This is a genomic window from Paraburkholderia phymatum (assembly GCF_040965635.1).
GTDB classification, from domain to species: domain Bacteria; phylum Pseudomonadota; class Gammaproteobacteria; order Burkholderiales; family Burkholderiaceae; genus Paraburkholderia; species Paraburkholderia phymatum_B.
Genome location: NZ_JBFRCH010000003.1, coordinates 473,027 through 493,287, shown reverse-complemented (window position 1 = coordinate 493,287; position 20,261 = coordinate 473,027). Strand labels below are relative to the sequence as shown.

Here is a 20,261-nt window from a genome sequence, read left to right as displayed (position 1 = left end):
TCCATCGGATCAATCTATGACCATTTCTCGTGTTCTTATTTTGTGCAGAGGCAACCTGTGCCGAAGTCCGATGGCAGCCGCGTTGCTTGGCCAGCGTTTGCCCGGCGCGGTAGTGCGTTCCGCCGGACTGGCCGCAGCTGTCGGGGAGCCGGCCGTCAGCGAGGTCATCGCCTTGCTTGCGTCAAGCGGCATCGACGTTTCCGCGCATCGTGCGGTGCAGGTGACGCGATCGATGTGTGATGAAGCAGATCTGATTCTCGTCATGAGCGGCGCACAACGGCACGCGCTCCATGATGTGTTTGCGCATACCCGCGGCAAGGTCTTCCTGCTCAGCGACGGCCGGGACGTCGCAGATCCTTACGGGCGGAGTAACGCGCACTTCAACGCGTGCTTCGATGTAATCAGCCCGGCGATCGAACAGTGGGCACGAAGGATAGGGAGTGAGTCGCCGATGCAACCGTTTGTGAGCGACCGATGGATCGAGTGCCTACCGAATGCGATTGGCCGCGCCGCAGCAACATCGGAAACGGGGGCACAGCGATGAGCGAATTGACCCGGGACTCGAACAACGCGCCACACGAAAGCGGATTTGACCTGGCGGCATGGCTAGACGTCTTGATCCTCTACCGATGGATGATGCTGGCGATCTTCGTCGTCGCCGCCGCCATTGGTACCGCCTGGGTGCTATTGTCAGCCCCTGTCTACGAGGCAGACATCATTGTCCAGGTCGAAGAGAGCGGTGCGGCTGACGCGGCGCGCTCAGTGCTGGGCGGTCTGTCTTCCATGTTCGACGTGAAGGCTTCGGCCGAATCCGAACAGCAAGTTATCGCCTCCCGACTCGTCGTTGCGGCGGCGGTCGACCGCGAGCGGCTCTTCATCGACGCGCAGCCGCGTCGCTTCCCTGTCATCGGAGCAGCTATCGCGCGTGGTAACGGCGGTGTGCAGGATCCAGGGTGGCTCGGGATTGGTGGCTATACGTGGGGTGCTGAGCAAATCGACATCGACCGGTTCGACGTCCCCAGTAACTATGAAGAAGAACGTTACGACCTGACCGTCGCCCGGGGCGGAGCGTTCCGGCTTGCAGGTCCCGGGCTCATCGGAGATGTTGCGGGGAGATGCGGAGAGCAACTGCGCGTTCGCACAGATAATGGCCCCCTCGTGCTGCAAGTCCGCTCGTTCAATGCGAAACCCGGCGCCCGCTTCAGACTGGTTCGTTACCCTCGCCAGACAGCGATCGAGCAGCTCCAGCGAGACCTGTCGGTCAAGGAAGCGGGCAAGGATTCCAACGTGTTGCGTGTGTCGCTGCGTGGCAACGATCCTCAGCGGCTCGTTGCCACGCTCGACGACATTGCGACTTTTTATCTCGACCAGAACATCGCGCGAAAGACCGAGGAGGCTGCGCGTTCCCTGGCCTTCCTCGAAGGCCGGGAGCCGGAGTTGAGGCACAGTCTCGACGCGGCGGAAGCAGCGCTCTCGACCCTGCGCGTCCAGTTGAAGTCGGTCAGCACAGACGGCGAGGCGGCAAGCTTGCTGCAGCAGTCGGCGCAAAACGAAGTGCAGCTTACCGGACTGCTTCAAAAGCGTGCCGAACTCGCGAGCCGCTTTTTGCCGGGACATGACGCGGTGATCGCAATCGACGATCAGATCGCCGTGTTGCGTGCGGAGTCGCAAAGACTCGTGCAAAGCATTGCAAGGCTCCCTGCCGATCAGCGTCGCTTGATCAGCAGCGAGCGCGACGTCAAGGTGGCCAATGATCTGTACGTCAGCCTGCTAAACAATATCGAGCAGATGAAGTTGATCCATGCGGGTCGGATAGGCGACGTCCGCCTCATCGATAAGGCTCTCGCGCCCGATCGGCCGATGCATTTGCGCCGCGCAATCGAAGTGTGCATCGCGATTTTTCTAGCCGGATTTGCCGCAGTGTTCGCTGCGTGGGTGCGCGATCTGCTTTTCCGCGGCGTGTCCGATGCCAATGAAGTCGAGAGTGCGACAGGTCTGCGCGTTTTCGCATCGGTGCCACGTGCTGCAGGCTGCGGCCTGTCTGCCTCAATTGCGCGAATGTGTTCCCGCAGGAATACGTCGCGTTGTCATCCGCATGCGATTGTGGCCTCAGACGATCCCGCTATCGAAAATCTTCGCAGTCTGCGAACCGCAGTGCGATTTTCAATTCTCGGCGCGCAAAACAACGTCGTAATGTTCACCGGCCCCACGCAAGGTGTTGGGAAATCGTTTGTGTCGTCGAATTTTGCCGAGGTGATGGCTGCGTCGGGCAAGCGCGTCCTGCTGATCGACGGTGACATGCGTCGCTCGGGGCTTGCTGCCATATACGGCGATGGTCGGCTGGATGGCTTTGCGGACGTGTTGGCTGATCGAATCACGCTTGACGGCGCGATCCGCCAGACGGGCCGAACCAATCTGCATTTTCTTCCTGCTGGGCAGCGACCGTCGAACGCGTCGGACCTGCTGGCCAATGCCGCCGTTGCGGTCGTCATCAAAGCCGTGGCGGCGCGCTATGACGTCGTCGTGATAGATACAGCGCCCGTCCTGCCAGTGTCCGACGCCGCGATGCTCGCACCATACGCTGCGGGCAACGTATTTGCGGTCGTACGTGCCGGCGCAACTCATCTGGGCGAACTCAAGGAAACAGTCCGTCGGCTGCAGCGCGTCGGGGTCGATATCACGGGCGTGATTCTGAACGGCATCGATCCGCGTGCCGGTCGTTTCCGTTATGGCGCGAAGTACGGTGCGTATCGATATTCGGCTGATTCCGGCACTGACGTCGTGCGCGCGGTGGCCCAACAACAGGGAGACTGAAGCATGACATCACGCCGGGATGTCTGGTCATTGACGCAGTTGCTGCTGGGCGCGGGCGGATCTGCTGCGGTCGCGTTCGTGGTGCAAGCTGCACTCGCACGGGCGATGTCCACGGAAGTATACGGTCATTTCGCGGCCGCGCTCGCGGCCCTGTCGATGATCGCCCCGGCAGTCGGATTCGGGCTTCCGGTTTACTGGTTGAAGTTGTACGGTTCAGAAGGTCAGCGGGCGAAGCGATGGATGCCGGCGTCGACCCGGTTCATTTCAATCAGTGGACTCGTTTGTCTTGGCGTGGCTGCCGTTTGGGCGCTGTTTGCGTCACGGGACGTGCAGACGAAAAGCTTCGTTCTTTGCATGCTTCCGGTCGTGCTCAGCCAGGCCGCCATTGAGCTCACCAGCGCAAAGTATCAGCTTGAAGGACGCCACGGGTTGCTGACGATATGGCAGTTCGCTCAACATGTACTCCGCCTTGTCGTCATTCTGTATGCGCAGTGGCTCCGCTGGCGCGCGCAAACTGTCGCGCTCGCCTTTGGCGCTATTGGCCTCGCTCTCGCCGTCGGCGCGTGCGGGACGTTATCGTCGATGCGAACCGGCAGGATACGCCTCGAAGGTCACGACGACGCACGGGATCATGCAATCGCCCCTTGTTCAACGGAGCGGCCTGGCGTGCTCCAGTTGTGCGCCGGCGCCATGCCGTTCGGCGTTGCAAGTGTCCTCTATTTTGCCTATGCGCAAAGCGGTCTGTTCGTGGTCGCACACCTGCTAACGGCGCATGAGGCGGCGGCATACAGTGTCGCTGTCACGCTGCTCAGCGCCACGTATCTGATACCGACCGTCGTGTTCCAGCGGCTGCTCTTGCCGCGCTTCCATCGCTGGGTCACTGACGCGCCGGAAAGACTGGAAACTGCGTGGCGTAAGGGCAATGGTTGGATGCTGGTTGCAGGCACCGCAATCGGTGTCGCTGTAGCAGCGCTTGCGCCCTCCGCAATTCCGTTAGTGTTTGGCCAGCGATATCAGGATGCGGTCGATCTGATTGTCCCCATGGTTGTCTGTATTCCGTTGCGTTTTGTCGCGACAAGCTCGTCCTCGGCGATGACGACTTCGCATCTGATTGGCGTGCGGAATGGCTGTTCAGCGGCGGTCTTGATTTGCGGAGTTGCCGCGTTTGTGCTTCTTATCCCGCGATTCGGTCTGAAGGGGGCCGTGTTTGCCACCGTTGCGGGGGAGGTACTGTGGGCAGTGCTCTCGCTTGCTGCTGCGAAACGTTTTCTCCCGCGGAGAGCTTCGACGCAAATCGCTTTTGATACCTGCGTTGGGCGCGATTCACAGTTTGCAGCGCATGAGAGGGCATCCACGGAGTGCGTGCCTGTCACAGTGATCGTGCCTTGCTACAACTGCGCGACTACTATCGAGCGCGCCGTCGCTTCCGTAGCGTCTCAGACCTGTCGTCCCGCCGAAGTGATTCTGGTCGACGATTGCAGCAACGAAGAGACAGCGATAGTTCTGCGTAGCATTCAGAATGCCTATGGCCTCGAATGGGTCCGTGTCATACGCCATTCAGAAAATGCTGGCCCCGGGGTAGCGCGCAATGCTGCATGGGGGGTGGCGACGCAGCCATATATCGCGTTCCTCGATTCCGACGACGCGTGGCATCCGCAAAAGATCTCGATCCAGTATGGATGGATGAAGTGTCACCCTGATGCTGCGATCAGTGGCCATCCCGTTGAACAACTTTCTGATAGCAACCACGCGATGTCGATGACGAGGATGGTCACGCCTGCTCAGCCGCGTCAGATGTCCCGTTTCCAGGTACTGTTTTCGAATCGCTTCACACCGTCGAGCGTGATGGTTCGCGGTGATATTGCGGCACGCTTCGATGAAAGGAAGCGTCATGCAGAAGATTATTTCATGCTGCTTGAACTGGTGTTGGTGGAAATGGGCACGGCATTCCTGTTTCCCTCATCACTTTCATACGTATTCAAACGTCAGTTCGGCGCGAGTAGCGGTTTGAGTGCGCAACTGTGGAAAATTCAGAAGGGCGAGCAACACAACTATTTGCATTTCTGGCGTGCAGGCGCCGTCAGCTTTCTAGAATGGGTGACTTTCTCGGCACTGAGCTTCGCTAAGTATTTGAGACGTTGCACGCTGTCCAGACGCTTCGCCTGATAGCGCCGCTTCAGAACTTACGCGTAAGATTGCATGAGCTACTATATTTTAGCAATCCTGATTTTCTACACTGGTATAGGTTTGTGCATCACATACGGCGGGACTGACTGTGGTGTGCTGTTTTTTTTCGCCTTTCCGATGCTTCTGCTCGTGTGCTTACGAGGGCATACCGGAACTGATACGGCTGCCTATTACACCGCGTTCATGGGCCTCGAAAAGGGAGATGGGTATGGCGGCGAACCGGTGTTCAATTTACTTTCCATGGCGCTTTGGTGGATAGATCCAGATCCGCGCTTCGTCGTCAATAGCATTTCATTTATGGCCGGCGTTCTGATGTTGTGGGGCATTGGTCGCAATCGATACGGTGCATGGTTCGGCGGTCTTTTGATGGTGCCGGCGATGTTCTACGAACTGACGATGAATCTCATGCGATTCGGACTCGCCTCATCGATCTTCCTGCTGGCAACAGCGATTCCGTTTGAAAAAAAGCCTGTGCGCTATCTCTCGCTCGCTCTGCTCGGAACGGGCACGCACTTTTCGTCGGTGCTGTTGTTCATTCTGTTCATTCCCGCTACGAAGCGCGGACATATGTTGATCCTGTTTCCGCTCGCGGTGGTTGCGCTGGCCGTCTCCTTACTGATGCCCGAGTATTTGAGTGATAAGACGGATCTATACGCGGGCATGGCAGCGCCCAATGAGTCATCGGGTCTGATGTTCCTGACTTTGCAGGCATCAATGCTGTTTGTCATCTTCCATTTCAGAGGTCAGTTCCGCGTGCCCATCTCCGGGTTATCGCTGTTCGGTGCGCTCGCCATCGCTTGCTACGTGCTGACACAGGTGACGTATGCGGGCATCCGGTTTCAGTTGCTGCTTATGTATCTGATGAACGTTGTGCTAATGCGCCAGTATGCGCCGCGCGACGGTCGGATGTCGCCGCGCCTTGCCGCCTGTGTGTTCGTGATTGGTCTTGTCGCGATGGCCGGGCGCTTCCACAACATGCTCGACGAAGAAGGGCGAGGGGCGTCGCCATTTTTGCCCTATCGGGCGATTCCCGCATTAGAAGAATTCCAATAAGTCTCATGAAAAAGAAAATTGTTCACGTCACCGAGGCGCTTGGTGGCGGGGTGCTGCACTGCGTCGTATTACTTGCGAATCTGCAGGCGCGAGCCGGAGACGACATAGTCATCGTACATTCCATCAGACCGGACACACCATCGTCGGACAGACTCGATGCATTGTTGGATGCACGTATCAAGCGGCGTGTGATTTCGATGCACACCGGTATCGGCGTCCACGACTTTGCCGCGCTCGTGCGGCTGGTGGTCCAACTCATGATCGAGCAGGCGGACATCGTTCATCTGCATTCGTCGAAGGCTGGTGCGCTCGGTCGCATCGCGTCGCGACTGTTGCGCATTTCGGATCGGGTAGTGTATTCGCCTCACGGGTTTGCATTTTTGCGTCGCGATATTTCATCGGGCAAAGCCCGTGCGCTGATATCGATTGAACGGTGGTTGCACAAGTTGGGTGGCGTGCTCGTCGGCTGTTCCCGTAGTGAGGCGCGCTACGCGGCGATGCTGTTCTCGCCACGGCGAGTGGTGGTAGTTGAAAACGCCATCGACCTCCGCGGTTTTGGCACGAACGCTACACACCGCGATAACGCAACACCGACGATCTGCACGTCCGCGCGTGTGACGTATCAGAAGGCGCCGTGGCGATTTTCGGCGCTTGCTGCATCCCTGAGTAACCGCCGTAAGGTGCGCTTCATCTGGTTGGGTGGTGGCGAGGCGCAGTCGGTCGAAGCGTGGATTGACCTACGGCACGTCGAATTGTCTGGCTGGATTGACGCGGATAGTTTGCGTCGTCGGTTGAGCGCGTGCGATGTATTCGTCTTGCCATCGCTATGGGAAGGTATGCCCATAGCACTGATTGAAGCGCAGGCAGCCGGGCTACCCGCCGTCGCTAGCCGAATCGTCGGCAATCGCGATGTGATTGTCCATGGCGTGACCGGCTTTCTCGCCAATAACGACAGTGAACTGTTTGCCTATACTCGACGGCTTCTCGACGATGCGTCGTTACGTGCCAAGATGGGGGCTGCAGCGCGCGAACAGGCGTTGGCCCGATTTAGCTCCGAGCGTTTCCTTGACGGGTTTGCCAAGATTTATGACGCGTTGTCGAACACCGCGGCTTACCATCGCCGCGGACGGGCGCGCCCAAGACGGACCACAGCACACATGGAAGGATATGATCGGTGAAGTTCCTGCCATGTTTTCGCAAGAAGCGGACAAGCACGATCAGGATTGCATTCTTCGGATTCTACGGTCGTCACAACTTTGGTGACGACCTGTTCGGCTACGTACTGCAGCATCTTTGCAACGACATTCCGGGCGTGGAAGCGCGCCTTGTCTGCGCGTCCGCTAAGCGTGAGTTGACGCAAACATGGACCGTTCCGGTGGTGAAGCGGTGGGTCTACCAGTCAGGGTTGCGCGGAACGGTTGCCCGTATGGTCACCTATTGCGCCGCGTTGATGCAGACGGACGTGGTAGTGTTTGGCGGCGGTTCGCTGTTCGGCGCACAAGCGTCGATCATGTTTGCACGGTTTATCAGCTCAATCGCGCGAGTGCTGCGTAAGCCTGTCCATGCACTGGGCGTTTCTGTTGGGCCGTTCGTCACTGAGCGTCGGCGCAGTGCGAATCTGTCGATAGTTGCGGACATGATCACCATTGCAGTACGCGACCGCGCATCTGTGCGAACGGTGACGTCGATCCCGTCGATTACTGAACCGGCTAACCTCGGCGATCTCGCTTTTGCTTTGCCGGCTATATATTCAGCGAAACGCATTGATGGGCGTATACGGACGCTCGTCATATCGATTCATTCATACGAGTACGTGGAGCAGGTGCTGGACATTCTTGCGAACGTTGACGCAGAAAACTCGGTCGAACGAGTGCAATTCGTTTCTCTCGATGCAAAGAGTAGCCATGTTGCGCAGGAACTCGCGCACAAGTTCGAGCCACGTTACGTCCATGTTGAAGCGCTGAACTATTCAGCATCGATCGAAGAGATTATCGACGCATTGGCATCGGCGAAGTGCGTTGTAACATCAAAGCTGCACGGCGCAATTACAAGCCATGTGTATGGGGTTCCGGCGTTGCTGTTCTGTTACCAGTCCAAATGCGCGGACTTCCTGGACGACAATGATCTGCCGGGTCCGCGTGACAAACATCCTGCATCGCCGGTCTGCGTAGAGGTGGTGCGGAAACTGATGCAGGCGAATGCGGCGCCGCCGGTCCGCCACGGCGGCACGAATCATTATGCGAAATTCAAGGAATTTCTTGAGCGCGCGGTCGCGCGGGATTCGTAGGCGTGCATTCCCTCGTGTGGCGAGCGGCTTAGGAAGCGCTAGACTTCTTCCGTGAGGGTCTGATATCACTGACTCGATAGTTACTGAGGCGCTTCGAGCGGCTTCAGGTTTTGGGTGGACGCCTAAGAGGCAGTTGGCGACGGTGCATGTGACATCGGGAAATGAACAGGTGTGGGTAGTAAAGCGCAGTTTTCGTTGGCTCGATCGCTTCCGCCGCCTTTTGCGCGACTGTGAGCGGTCTCCCAAAACCCTTGCCGGGGTTTAGTTTTGTAGTCTTCGAAATGCTCATATCCGTTTACGTGGTCGAAGTACTGCGAAGTTCTGACGCCCTCTAATAGGCGTTTCCGCTTACAAAGCCTTTCAGAATCGTCAAGCAGATGATCTTTATATCCAGCGAGAGCGTCCAGTGCTGAACATAGTAGATGTCAAGCTTTACGCGTCCCACCATCTTTTCCACTTGCGCGGTCTCGCCACGATATCCGCTCACTTGAGCTAGCCCTGTTATGCCCGGCTTGATTCGGTAGCGAAACATATAGTGCTGGACGAGATCCTTATAGTATTCGTCGTGTTCCACTGCATGTGGACGAGGGCCAACGACTGACATGTCGCCCTTCAGTACATTGAAGAACTGAGGTAACTCATCAAGGCTAGTACGACGAAGGAAGCGTCCAATCGTCGTCACGCGTGCGTCATTTTTGCGCGCCTGTACGATAGCGTCAGGTTTGTCGACCCTTTGATACATCGTTCGGAACTTATAGATAGAGAAGACACGGCCGTTGATGCCTTTGCGGTACTGACGGAAGAATACGGGGCCTGGCGATGAGCATCGGATCGTAATTGCGACCACTGCGAACAACGGCAAAAGAATCAGCACCGCCACTAACGCGAACGATCGGTCGAATAGCTCTTTGGGCACGACTTTCCAGCCGCGTTCTGGCGCTGCGACCAGGTTGAGCAGGCGGATGCCGCGATAGTCGCCGACTGAGGGTTCGAGTGATCCATCCTCGTCCAAAACAGGAAGGATGCGCAGGTTAATGAATTCGTGCTGGAATGCTTCTAATAAATGCTCGACGGAAACAGGCCGGAACGGTGAATCGATGATCCAGATTTCCTTTAGCTTTGCTTCGACGACGAGTCGCTTGAACGACTGCATTTGATGAACAACAGGGACGTGGCCCAGCACTCCATCGCACGACGACGACGGGTCGAAAATGAGCACAGGGACGAACGCGCTATGCGTCTGTGGAGCGATCCGACTCAGAATCTCACGATTGGCCGCATTTGGCGCAACTATCGCAATAGGAATAGCCCTCAAACCACGCGAGCGCAACGATGAAGACAAAGCGTATAGCACATACCGCTCGAGCACGAGTCCAACGGCTGCGAGTCCTGTCCAGCAGAGCAGCCACTGATTGCGCAATGGGGTGCCATCAGCGACGCGCGACAGCAGCACGAGCAACGTCTGTGCGGTCAGCCATGCTGCAATAACGCGGGCGGCACTTCGTAACGCAGAGTCGCCTCGATGCGAACGGTAAACGTGTGTCGCGCGGAACGTTATGAAAGGTAGGGTGAAGCCAAGCACCGCCAGGAGCAGATCGGTATCCGCAAGCGATGATCTACCAAATACGGCCGCGTGCGACACATAAGCGGTTCCTGCGATGAATAGCGAATCGCCGGCCTTTGTAACAGGTGTAAGCATGAGATGTTCGCCAGAGAGCGTTCAGATTCCGCAGCGCGGCGCCGGTCGGAAAGCTGTCGAATGACTACGCGCGGCCGGACTGAAAACGGCTCCGATACTCCGTCGGTGAAATATTCAAAACCTGCCGAAACAACCGCGCAAGACATTCTCCACTGGTCAATCCGCACCGCCGCGCGATTTTGTCAACTGGCAAATCGCTCGACTCCAGCAACGCCGTGGCCAGTTCAACGCGTGAGCGGCGCAAATGCTCAGACGGCCTTATACCCATTTCGGCCCGAAAGTGTCGTAAGTACGAGCGGCCACTCATTCCCGCTGTTTGTGCCGCCACCGTAATCGAAATCGCCTTGCTGCAATTGCGCGTAATCCATTGCGCGCTTTCGTGTATCTTCTCCTTGATTGACTTTGCGCTGACGCCGGCAATAGCCTCAGAATGTGGCCATCCGGTATCGGGAAGAAGATCGAGTACACGGCGCAAAACGGATACGCCAAAGTCCTGTCGTATCAGTTCTAGCGCATGCCTCACGGCAGATCGTGCGGCCCGGTCAGGCAGGCTGTTGCCCGTCGTGCGGACGAGCCGCAAGTGGCCGGCAACAGATGTCTCCATGTGCTGCGAAAGATTTTGCGAAGACATACCACGGGCAAATAGCGCGTCTTCGCCATTAACAATGGCGAAGATTTCTTCCGCATAAGAGGTCTTTGCGCGAAACCATTTGCTAAATGGCACGTCCCATTCGAAACCGGTATATTTTTCCCCACTCGCGACGAAAATCGCCCGCGGAGATCGAAGCTGGTCAGCAGTCTGTGTCAATACATCGACTCGCGCCGAGCTCGACACACAACCACCATGGGTCGAAACAAAGACGGTTCGATAGCAAGGAGCGTCGCCGTGTCCAACGGCCAGAACCTGATTCGCCTTGTCGAATACATCAACGACCTCAGCAGTCGGCAAAATCGAAAATCCGTCGAAGACGACGATCCCGATTACCCGGGCATTAAGACTTGCGGCGCGGTTTGGAAAAGTGCGGTCGAGCTTACGCGGAACGTCGTGGTAAGTGGTTTGCATCGATGCCTCTCTGCCGGTGTCGGTAAGCCTTGGCGCGAAGCGAGTTGAGCGTTGATGACGAATGGGCCAGTTCGCAGCTCTGCGTTGGTTTAAGCACGCGCCACTAGAGGCGCTGAGGATACTGAGATGGTTCCACATATCCAATCAGACAATTCTGATTCGGCTTGCAGATGTGACCTGTAGCGTGCTTACCAATTGGGAGATTAATTTCGACGACGACAGACTAATTCGGTATTATGAATTGACGACCATGCGTCCAGATGCAGATGTGCGTGCAAGTCTAACGACGTTAAGCCAAATAGATGGTATCTCTAGAAAAAGATCAGAACGCGTGCCAACCAACATATCCATCAATAGCGAAAGTCGTCGAATGAAGACGCAGATCATTGCGCTGTGCGCTACGGATACCGCAATCAGAACCTGGTGGGGACAGCGGCGCTGAACGCACGCCCCTTGTACGTCGATGATGGTGCCCGCGTACCGGGATTAAATGCGTCGTCTATGATCGGATTCGTCTTGTGTCCCGTGGCCAAATAGGGCGCAACGCATTGCCTGCCGCGCTTCATTCGAAGCGCGGCAGGCTTTTTTATGGCGCCGCGATTGCGAGCGCGCAAGTTTACTCCCGGGACAGATGCAAAGCCGCATGCTGCAGCAGCATGATGGTCTTGCCATCCATGATCTCGCCTTGCGCAACCATCATTAGCGCATCGTCGAGGGGCAATTCGAGCACTTCGATGTCTTCGCCCTCGTCGACGACCCCGCCGCCTCGGCCCACGCGCGCGAGCGCGTCATATTCGGCGACGAAGAAAAACACCTTCTCCGTGACAGAGCCCGGACTCATGAACGCCTCGAAGATTTTCCGCACCGATTGCACGCGATAACCCGTTTCCTCTTCGACCTCAGCGCGAATCCTTTCTTCCGGCGACGCTTCCTCGAGCAACCCGCCGGGCGTCTCGATCAACATCCCGTCATGGCCGTTGACGAAGGCGGGCATGCGGAACTGGCGCGTCAGCACGACAGTCCGGCGCCGCGGATCGTAGAGAAGGAGCGTCGCGCCGTTGCCGCGGTCATAGGTCTCACGACTCTGCCGCTGCCAGCTACCGTCAGCGCGCCGATAGTCGAAGGTGGTTTTCTTCAGCACGTACCAGTCGTCGGATAGCACTTGCACGTTGACGATACGCACGCGTTCAGCGGTCTCGTTCATGCGCACTCCTTGTCTCGAAGGCCCGGATTGCGGGCGGCGATTCCGTTGGGACGCGGCCCGGATAGGCCGCGAGGTCGAATCATGGTATCGTGCAGATTCGTGCAAAATCAAGAAAAATCGTGCAATCGCCAACAGGCCGCGATTAGCGGCTGTGCCCCGATTAATCAGGCAAACCGATGCTCACCTCTCAACGCAAGAAACTGATCCTCGATGCGCTCAAGCGCGACGGCCAGGTATTGGCAAAACCGCTGAGCGAATCGTTTGGCGTATCGGAAGACACGGTGCGGCGCGATCTGCGCGAGCTAGCGGCCGAAGGCAGGCTGCAGCGCGTCCATGGTGGCGCGTTGCCGTCGTCGCCGGCCGTGGCGGATCTGGCGAAGCGCCGGTCGATCGGCTCGGTGGCGAAGGCGGAGATCGGACGGGCTGCCGCGCAGATGATCGCGCCAGGGCAGATTGCGATCGTCGACGGCGGCACGACTGCGATCCAGTTGGTCCGCCACCTCGCGATCGATCTGCGCGCGACGATCGTCACGCACAGTCCGAGCATCGCCGTCGAACTGGCGGAACACGAAGCGCTCGAAGTCGTGCTGATCGGCGGGCGGCTCTTCCGTCATTCAATGGTGACGGTGGGCGCCGCCGCCATCGAAGCGCTCAGTCACATTCGCGCCGACCTCTACTTCATGGGCGTGACGGGCGTTCATCCCGAGGCAGGGCTCAGCACGGGCGACCTGGAAGAGGCGTACATCAAGCGCGCGCTTGCGGCGCACGCAGCGGAGACGGTCGTGCTGGCATCGTCGGAGAAGCTGAATGCCGCGTCCGCCTACAAGATCGCGGACATCGACGCGGCCAGTACGATCGTCGTCGAGAAGGGCACGCCTCGCGAAGCGACCGCGCCCTTCGATGCGCTCGGTGTGACGATCGTGCGTGCATGAAGCGGTTCGCCTTGCGCTAGCGTTTCTCGAGAAACCGCTTCAGCGCGGCGAGATCGCGCTCGACCCATTGTGCGTCGGCGGCGAATCGCGCGTCGCTCATGTCCGCCGTGCGCAGCAGCGTGAAGAGCACTTCGGTGCCGTCGCCGTTTGCGATGACGCGCATCGGAACGTAGATCTCGTCACCGTGTTCGGTGATCACATAGTGATCGAGCACGCCATACGGATTGTGCGGCGTGAAGCGTACTTTGACGGGGCGGCCGTCGGCGCTTTCGAAGGTCCACAGCGAGCCTTCGCCGCGCAACGGCTTGCCGAGCCCCGATGCCCACTGCGCGAACGACAGCGGGTGCTCCATGAACGCGTACACTTCGCGCCAATCGCGTGCAATCGACACGCTGATCGTTTTCGATTCGACAGGGCCAGTCATCGGTTCGTCTCCATAGAGGGCAACCGCGTGCGTCTCAAGTTTCGCGCGCGTCGTGCCGATATGAGATTGAGCGGTTGCCCATGACGCTTCGACGCCCGCGCGACGGTTGCCGCAGGGCGGGGCAAGCGAAAGAACCGCCGTTAAACATTTCATTTGTATCAGAGTGTTCGGGCTGCCCGTTTTCCGACGCCCGCACTCTACAATGCGGATTCATTTTAGACGGTTAATCTGGCCCTTTTGACGGAAGATCGCATCACGTTTGACGCGGCTCCGACGGGGCATCGGCTGGTTCCGGCAAAACGCCGGAAGGTTGCAGCCGCAACGAGGCGGCATGCTGCGCCGCCGTTCGCAGGTGTCGGTCGACACCTGCTGAGCAGGCAGAAGCGCGCATCCGGTCTTTAACGAACAATGCGGGAGAGCAGATGTCGATGAGTGGACTCGGCAAGACGTGGGCCAGTTTCGCGAGCTTTGCACTCGCCTTGATGCTGGGTGCCTGTGCGCACGTCGGCGAGCAGAACACGAATAACAATGACGCGGCCGCGAGCAACCAGACGGCCGCCGGTCCTACGCCCGCGCAACCCGCGACGCAGATGGTCGCGCAGCCCGTGCCGCCCGCCATGTACAAGGTGCGGCGCGGCGACTCGCTTGCCCGCGTTGCGCGCGGCCACAACGTGACGGTCGCGCAGATCGTCGCGTGGAATCATCTGAAGCCGCACGCGCGCTTGCGGACCGGTCAGTCGCTGAAGGTGTCGTCGCCGGATGCCGTCAGGATGGTCGCGGTGCCCGTCACATCTTCTTCGGCTTCAAACGGATCGGCATCGAGCGTCAATGCGAACGCTGGCAATGGATCGGGCGCGACAGTGAGCAGCGCGACCCGGAGCGGCGATACGAATGGCACCAACGGCTCGAACAACGCACCGAGCACGATGGCTTTGGACGCCGCGCCCGCGCCGAGCGCCGCCGAAGCGCGCGAAGTGAACGCCGAAGTCTCGCGTCACGCGAAGGGCGTGTCGCTGATCTGGCCGGCGCAGGGCAGCGTCGTCGAGGCTTTCCAGCCGGGCGAAACGCGCGGCATCGAAATCGGCGGCAAGCCGGGCGATCCGATCCGCGCCGCGGCGGACGGCAAGGTGATGTATGCGGGCACGGGGCTCAACGAGTACGGCAGCCTCATCATCGTCCAGCACAACAAGGACTTTCTGACGGCCTACGCGCACAATCGCAAACTGCTCGTGAAGACGGGCGACATCGTGCGCAAGGGGCAGCAGATCGCCGAGATGGGCAGCGAGAGCAACTCGCGCGTCTCCGTGCTGTTCGAGCTGCGTCACGACGGCAAGCCGATCGATCCGATGCCTTTTCTGCCGCATCAACGGAGCTGATCGAGCCGCTTCAACGCGTGCAACGAGTATCGGCTGAAGGCTCCGGCGAACGAAGCTCGCCGGAGCCTTGCTGCATTTGCGTCCGTTGCTCAACCGATCCAGCGCATGACCGCGGCGACGATGGCCTCGGGCGCGTCTTCCTGCATCAGATGTCCGGCATTCGGCACGGCCTGAAAACGCGCGCCGGGCACGAGACTCGCCAGATGCCGCCCGCGCTCGATGGGAATCCATTGATCGTCTTCGCCCCACAGAATCTGCGTGCGGCAGCGTATCTGCGGATAGCGCGCTTCGACTTCATCCGTATAGCGCTGATTCATCTGCGCGATCTGTCGATAAAACGCCGGCTGCCCGATGTCCCCGAGCCAGGGCTCGACATAGGGCGCGAGATCGTCAGTGGAAATGGGCCTCGCGACCGCGCCGCGAATATACGCATCGACGATTGCCGCATGAATATAGGCGGGCAGGCCAGCGAACGCCGCCGCGTGCTCGCGCACGTGCCTCACGAACGGCGAGCCCCAGGGCGCGACGGCAACCGGGTCGATCAGCGTCAGGCTTCGATATTCGCAGCCATCGATCAGATGCGCGCGCAGCGCCGTCGCGCCGCCGAAATCATGCGCGACGACATCGGGCGCATCCAGCTTCCAATGCGCGAGCAGCGCGGCCAGCACGCCGTTCTGCACGCCGAGCGACACGTCCTGGCCTTCGCGCATTTCGGACCGTCCATAGCCGGGCAGATCATACACATACACTTTGCGTTCATGCGCGAGATGCGGCGCGATCCGATGCCATACCCACGACGAAAACGGCGTGCCGTGAATCAGAACGATCGGCGGACCGTCGCCGAAGGTTCGATAGCGCACTGCTTGATCGCGGTACGTGAATGTCTGATCGAGCGTCCATTGCTTCATCGGTGTTGAACTCCGTTGCGCGAACCGCGCGAGCGTGATTCGTTTCGATGGATCACGACGGATCACGTCCTTTCGACCGACTTCAGGATCGGCGCGACCTGTCCGTGTGCGTGAAGTATCTCGGGGCTGTTCTGCAAGATCTGCCGATAGCGCGGCAGGAACAGATTGCCCGGCACATCCTCGGAGAAAAGGCCTACTGTCGACTCCACGGCCGCGATGCGCTCAACGGAAGTCGCGTCGTCGTTGTCGAGAATCTCGTCGACATTCGCGATCACGGTCGATAGCGGCGTCAGCCAGCGAAAGCCCGATCCGTTGATCAACACCTGCAGGAACGCTGCGGGCGTGACAGGTCCGAACTCCTTTTCATACGACGCGCGCTCGTGATCGAGTATCGCTTTGTGCAGCACGAGCAGCGGCTTGCGAATGTCCCCAAGAAACTGAAGGGCGCGTTGGTCGTTCATCGTTCGACTCCAGGGCGAAGGCGTGCACGGCTATTACACGCGACATCGGACATCGGTGCAATCGGTATCGAGCGATGGCTTGGCGGGCAGCCCGCACGCACGTTTTTTTAACGTGCCGGCAGCCGCGTTTGTGCTGCATGTGATGCTGAACGGCACCCAAGACCTCGTGATCGGCGGCATTCCCGCGCCGTATCCGATGCCGAACTACGCGAACGTGCTGAACGACGTCCCGCAGATCGTCGATGTGCTGACGTTCGTTCGCGCGGGGTGGAATAACAGTGTGCCTGCTGTCGGCGCGGCGGACGTCGCGAAGTCGAGGAAGGCGGCGCAGGCTGCACGAAAGGCGGTTTTGTCTGCGAAGGCGCTCGCTTTTTCAAAGCAAGCGTCTTCGCAACAGTGAACATCAGCGATGCTGCCCGACCTTCTGCTTGCGCTCCAGCACCCGCGCATACCACGTCAACGGAAAGCACATCGCGAAGTACAGCAGCGCCACCATTCCATAGATTGGAAATGGCCGGAACGCGGCATTGGTGATCATCGTCCCCGTCTTCGTGAGTTCGATGAAGCCGATGATCGATGTGAGCGCCGTGCTCTTGACCACTTGCACGAGAAAGCCGACCGTCGGCGCGACGGCGATCTTCAGCGCCTGCGGCCACACGATATAGCGCAACTGCTGGCCGAACGTCATGCCCAGGCTTGCGCCCGCGGCCCATTGTCCGCGCGGCACGGCTTCGACGCAGCCGCGCCAGATGTCCGCGAGATACGCGCTCGTGTAGAGCGTCAGCGTGACGGTCGCGGCGACCCACGGCGATACGTCGACGCCGAGCAGAGGCAAGCCGAAGAACGCGAGAAAGAGCTGCATCAGCAACGGCGTGCCCTGGAACAGCTCGACGTACAGCACGACGATGCGCCGCAGCCACGGCATCGGCGATACGCGCATCGCAAGCAGCAACAGCCCGACGATGCCGCCGCCGACGAACGCGATCAGCGACAGCAGCACCGTCCAGCGCGCGGCGAGCAGCAGATTGCGCGCAATGTCCCACAACGTGAATTCGATCATGACGAGCGCTCCGTCGACGGCGCCGGGCGCGCGCCGCGCAATGCGAGGAGGTTGCGAAAGATGCCGCGCGGCGCATCCGTCGAGCGGGCCGCGCGCCCTGCGAAAAGCCCCTTGCCGAGCCGGTTCAGCAGTTGACGCAAGACGATCGACAGCACCAGATACGTCGCGGTGATGATCACGTACGCCTCGAACGAACGGAAGTTGCGCGACTGGATATAGTTCGCCGCGTAGGTCAGATCGGGCACCGAGATCTGCGACACGACAGCCGAGCCGAGCATCACGATCAGCACCTGGCTCAGCAACGCGGGAAACACGTTGGCGACCGCCTGTGGCAGCACGACATGGCGAAACACCTGGCGCTTTTCGAGGCCGAGCGCCTGCGCGGCCTGAACCTGTCCGTGCGGAATCGACTCGATGCCGGCGCGCACGATTTCGATTGCGTATGCACCAAGATTGACCGTCATCGCAAGTATCGCGGCCTCGATTTCGTCGATGTGGATGCCGAGGCTCGGCAGCCCGAAGAACACGAAGAAGAGTTGCACGAGAAACGGCGTGTTGCGGATCAGCTCGACATACGTCGCGATCAGCGCGCGCACCCATTTCGGACCGGACGCGGCCGCCGCCGCGCCCGCAATGCCGACGAGGCCGCCCAGCGCCGTCGAAACGGCCGTGAGCCCGAGCGTCACGCCGACGCCACGCACGAGCATGCCCGCATACATGTCAAAGCTGCTGAAATCGAACGCGTAACTCATCGTATGCGGCTCATCGTGACATCGGCGATCAAGTGGAATTCAACGCGAGAGGACTTCAATTCGACGACTCAGAGATTCTCCGGCAGCGGCGCGCGCAGCCACTTCTGCGAAATCGCGTTCATCGTGCCGTCCTTGCGGGCGCGCGCGATGGTCTCGTCGACTTTCTTCAGCAGGCGCGGCTCGTTCTTGTTGAAGCCGACATGATCGGGCGAACTGAAGAGTGAGAACTTCTGCTCGGGATCGTTGGCGGGATGGCGCGCGAGTATCGTCGCGCCCACATCGTTGCCGACGACCATCAACTGTACCTGACCAGAAAGGAACGCAGAAATAGCGCCGTTCGGATCGTCGAAGCGCTTGATGTTCGCCGACGGCGGCGCGATCTTCGTGACGCTCAAGTCCTCCAGCGTGCCGCGCGCAACCGAAATGCTCTTGCCCGCGAGATCGTTCGCGTCCTTAACCTTCACCGATTTCGGACCGAACACGGCGAGGTAGTAAGGCGCGTAGGGCTGCGAGAAGTCGATCACCTTCTCGCGCTCGGGCGTCTGACCGACGGACAGCAGCATGTCCGCCTTGTGGTCCGCGAGATAGGCCATGCGGTTGTCGCCCGTCACGGGCACCAGCTCCACCTTCACGCCGAGCGACTTGCCGATCAGGTTCGCGACGTCGATGTCATAGCCTTGCGGCTTCATGTCGGGGCCGATCGAGCCGAACGGCGGATAGTCCTCGAACACGCCGACGCGCACGACGCCCGCCTTCGTGATCGTGTCGAGCGCATCCGCATGCGCGAGCGGCGCGAACGCGGACAGCGCCGCGCCCGTCAGGGCAAAGGCCGCGAACGCGTGCGAGAAGCGGCGGCGGTAGAGGGCGGCGAGGGTCATCGGTGCATCCTTTCGTTGAAGGTTGGAGCGGCAGGGACTACGGGTGAGGATCACTCTAGGTTTGCCAAAATCCGCGAACAATCGAAATCTGCGCATGGACGCCATGACGTGCGCTCATGCCGTACGGGTTGTCCCGAAGACGCCGCCGCATGAGCGTTGCGCATGACGAACGGTCCTCGGAGATTTTTGGATCGCGTATGCTTGGGGATGGTCGGACGCGTGCTATCCATCAAAGAAGCACGTCCAATGATTTTTACTGATGCGATCCACGCCCATGCGACGACTTCCGCCCCTGAACGCCTTGCAGATCTTCGAGACAGTGGCGCGCCATCGCAGCTTCACGCGCGCGGCCGAGCACCTGTGTCTCACGCAGGGTGCCGTGAGCCGCCAGATTCTCGCGCTCGAGGACTACTACCGCTTCCCGCTCTTCAAGCGCCACGCGAAAGGCCTCACGCTGACAGCGGAAGGCGAGATGCTGCTGCCCGCCGTCAAGGAGAGCTTTGCGCGGATCGAAGAAATATCGCTGCGCCTCACGCGCCAGCGCACCGATCTCGCGCTGAAAGTGCCCACCTGCGTGATGCGCTGGATGCTGCCCAAGATCATGCAGTTCCAGGCCGAGTATCCCGATCTTCACGTGCAGATCACGACGACGTGGCAGCACGATGTCGATTTCCAGGTCGAGCCGTTCGATGCCGCGATTGTCTATGGCACGTCGGCGGGCGCGGGCGTGCAGTCGGTGCCGCTCTTCGAAGAGCGGCTGACGCCCGTGTGCGCGCCGCAGCTTCTGCACAACAAGCCGCTCGCGAGCGCCTCCGATCTCACGCGCCACACGCTGCTGCACCCCACGCGCGATCATCGCGACTGGAAGATGTGGCTCGAATACGTGGATGTGCGCGACGTCGACGCGAATCTCGGCCCGAGCTTCGATACGCTCGATCTCGCCACCAACGCCGCGCTGCAAGGCTTCGGTATCGCGATCAGCGATCTCGCGCTGATCGAAGAAGACGTGGCCGCGCAGCGTCTCGTGCGTCCATTCGATGCCGTGCTCGCGACGGGCGCGCGCTACTACCTCGTGTATCCCGAGAGCGTCGCGCATCAGCAGAAGGTCAACCTGTTTCGCGACTGGATCGACCGGCACTGGGCGGGCTGAGCGGCGGCCTGCC

At 59.7% G+C, this 20,261-nt stretch carries 18 protein-coding genes and 1 pseudogene; 10 read left to right on the top strand and 9 right to left on the bottom strand.

Translation table 11 applies throughout. The annotated features are described in order from the left end of the window. Positions 1-16: 16 nt before the first annotated feature. From AB4Y32_RS08835 to AB4Y32_RS08810, 6 genes are read left to right on the top strand one after another with little or no spacing between them, the layout of a single operon-like run. Complete coding sequence (locus tag AB4Y32_RS08835; protein WP_368720946.1) at positions 17-544, top strand: low molecular weight protein-tyrosine-phosphatase; 528 nt, start codon at positions 17-19, stop codon at positions 542-544. Continuing rightward, complete coding sequence (locus tag AB4Y32_RS08830; RefSeq protein ID WP_368720945.1) at positions 541-2,814, top strand: polysaccharide biosynthesis tyrosine autokinase; 2,274 nt, start codon at positions 541-543, stop codon at positions 2,812-2,814. Before AB4Y32_RS08835 ends, AB4Y32_RS08830 begins: the two co-directional genes overlap by 4 nt. A gap of 3 nt (positions 2,815-2,817) precedes the next feature. Next, the gene (locus tag AB4Y32_RS08825) at positions 2,818-4,980 is read left to right on the top strand and encodes a glycosyltransferase (RefSeq protein WP_368720944.1); all 2,163 of its coding nucleotides are present in this window, start codon (positions 2,818-2,820) and stop codon (positions 4,978-4,980) included. Positions 4,981-5,013: 33 nt separating this feature from the next. Continuing rightward, on the top strand, positions 5,014-6,054 hold the full coding sequence (locus AB4Y32_RS08820) for an EpsG family protein (protein ID WP_368720943.1): 1,041 nt from the start codon (positions 5,014-5,016) through the stop codon (positions 6,052-6,054). Between the two features lie 5 nt (positions 6,055-6,059). Further along, positions 6,060-7,232 (top strand): glycosyltransferase, encoded by a 1,173-nt coding sequence (locus AB4Y32_RS08815; protein ID WP_368720942.1) that lies wholly within the window; start codon positions 6,060-6,062, stop codon positions 7,230-7,232. Next, on the top strand, positions 7,229-8,341 hold the full coding sequence (locus AB4Y32_RS08810) for a polysaccharide pyruvyl transferase family protein (RefSeq protein WP_368720941.1): 1,113 nt from the start codon (positions 7,229-7,231) through the stop codon (positions 8,339-8,341). Before AB4Y32_RS08815 ends, AB4Y32_RS08810 begins: the two co-directional genes overlap by 4 nt. 331 nt (positions 8,342-8,672) lie before the next feature. Here AB4Y32_RS08810 and AB4Y32_RS08800 read toward each other — a convergent pair whose 3' ends face one another. The 3 genes from AB4Y32_RS08800 to AB4Y32_RS08790 all read right to left on the bottom strand — a co-directional run bounded on the left by AB4Y32_RS08800 (position 8,673) and on the right by AB4Y32_RS08790 (position 12,307). Then, positions 8,673-10,040 (bottom strand): undecaprenyl-phosphate glucose phosphotransferase, encoded by a 1,368-nt coding sequence (locus AB4Y32_RS08800; RefSeq protein WP_368720940.1) that lies wholly within the window; start codon positions 10,038-10,040, stop codon positions 8,673-8,675. 64 nt (positions 10,041-10,104) lie between these two features. Next, entirely contained in the window at positions 10,105-11,103 is a 999-nt protein-coding gene (locus tag AB4Y32_RS08795) for a helix-turn-helix domain-containing protein (protein ID WP_368720939.1), read from the bottom strand. A gap of 616 nt (positions 11,104-11,719) precedes the next feature. Continuing rightward, positions 11,720-12,307, bottom strand: coding sequence for an NUDIX domain-containing protein (locus AB4Y32_RS08790; protein WP_368720938.1), 588 nt, complete (start codon positions 12,305-12,307; stop codon positions 11,720-11,722). 176 nt (positions 12,308-12,483) lie between these two features. On the opposite strand from AB4Y32_RS08790, the gene AB4Y32_RS08785 reads away from it, so the two are divergent. Further along, positions 12,484-13,239 (top strand): DeoR/GlpR family DNA-binding transcription regulator, encoded by a 756-nt coding sequence (locus tag AB4Y32_RS08785; protein WP_368720937.1) that lies wholly within the window; start codon positions 12,484-12,486, stop codon positions 13,237-13,239. Between the two features lie 16 nt (positions 13,240-13,255). Here AB4Y32_RS08785 and AB4Y32_RS08780 read toward each other — a convergent pair whose 3' ends face one another. After that, on the bottom strand, positions 13,256-13,663 hold the full coding sequence (locus AB4Y32_RS08780; protein WP_368720936.1) for an SRPBCC family protein: 408 nt from the start codon (positions 13,661-13,663) through the stop codon (positions 13,256-13,258). A gap of 422 nt (positions 13,664-14,085) precedes the next feature. Between AB4Y32_RS08780 and AB4Y32_RS08775 the strand changes: the two genes are divergently transcribed. Beyond that, complete coding sequence (locus AB4Y32_RS08775; RefSeq protein WP_368720935.1) at positions 14,086-15,039, top strand: peptidoglycan DD-metalloendopeptidase family protein; 954 nt, start codon at positions 14,086-14,088, stop codon at positions 15,037-15,039. An 89-nt stretch (positions 15,040-15,128) separates the two neighbouring features. Here AB4Y32_RS08775 and AB4Y32_RS08770 read toward each other — a convergent pair whose 3' ends face one another. Continuing rightward, positions 15,129-15,947, bottom strand: a complete 819-nt coding sequence (locus AB4Y32_RS08770; protein ID WP_368720934.1) for an alpha/beta fold hydrolase — start codon at positions 15,945-15,947, stop codon at positions 15,129-15,131. A 62-nt stretch (positions 15,948-16,009) separates the two neighbouring features. Continuing rightward, positions 16,010-16,408 (bottom strand): hypothetical protein, encoded by a 399-nt coding sequence (locus tag AB4Y32_RS08765; protein ID WP_368720933.1) that lies wholly within the window; start codon positions 16,406-16,408, stop codon positions 16,010-16,012. Positions 16,409-16,538: 130 nt separating this feature from the next. Here AB4Y32_RS08765 and AB4Y32_RS08760 point away from each other — a divergent pair. Beyond that, a pseudogene (locus AB4Y32_RS08760) lies at positions 16,539-16,748 on the top strand (cytochrome c); the annotation flags it as partial. Between the two features lie 63 nt (positions 16,749-16,811). On the opposite strand, the gene AB4Y32_RS08755 reads toward AB4Y32_RS08760, so the two are convergent. From AB4Y32_RS08755 to AB4Y32_RS08745, 3 genes are all read right to left on the bottom strand, one after another. Continuing rightward, positions 16,812-17,468: an amino acid ABC transporter permease gene (locus AB4Y32_RS08755; RefSeq protein ID WP_368720932.1), complete on the bottom strand. Its 657-nt coding sequence runs from the start codon at positions 17,466-17,468 to the stop codon at positions 16,812-16,814. Then, positions 17,465-18,220 carry an amino acid ABC transporter permease gene (locus AB4Y32_RS08750; RefSeq protein ID WP_368720931.1) on the bottom strand — a complete coding sequence of 252 codons (756 nt, stop codon included), beginning with the start codon at positions 18,218-18,220 and terminating at the stop codon, positions 17,465-17,467. Before AB4Y32_RS08750 ends, AB4Y32_RS08755 begins: the two co-directional genes overlap by 4 nt. A 68-nt stretch (positions 18,221-18,288) precedes the next feature. Beyond that, positions 18,289-19,098 (bottom strand): transporter substrate-binding domain-containing protein, encoded by an 810-nt coding sequence (locus AB4Y32_RS08745; RefSeq protein WP_368720930.1) that lies wholly within the window; start codon positions 19,096-19,098, stop codon positions 18,289-18,291. Positions 19,099-19,372: 274 nt separating this feature from the next. On the opposite strand from AB4Y32_RS08745, the gene AB4Y32_RS08740 reads away from it, so the two are divergent. Beyond that, a complete protein-coding gene (locus AB4Y32_RS08740) occupies positions 19,373-20,248 on the top strand; it encodes a LysR substrate-binding domain-containing protein (protein WP_368720929.1) in 876 nt (291 codons plus the stop codon). The last annotated feature ends 13 nt before the right edge of the window (positions 20,249-20,261 follow it).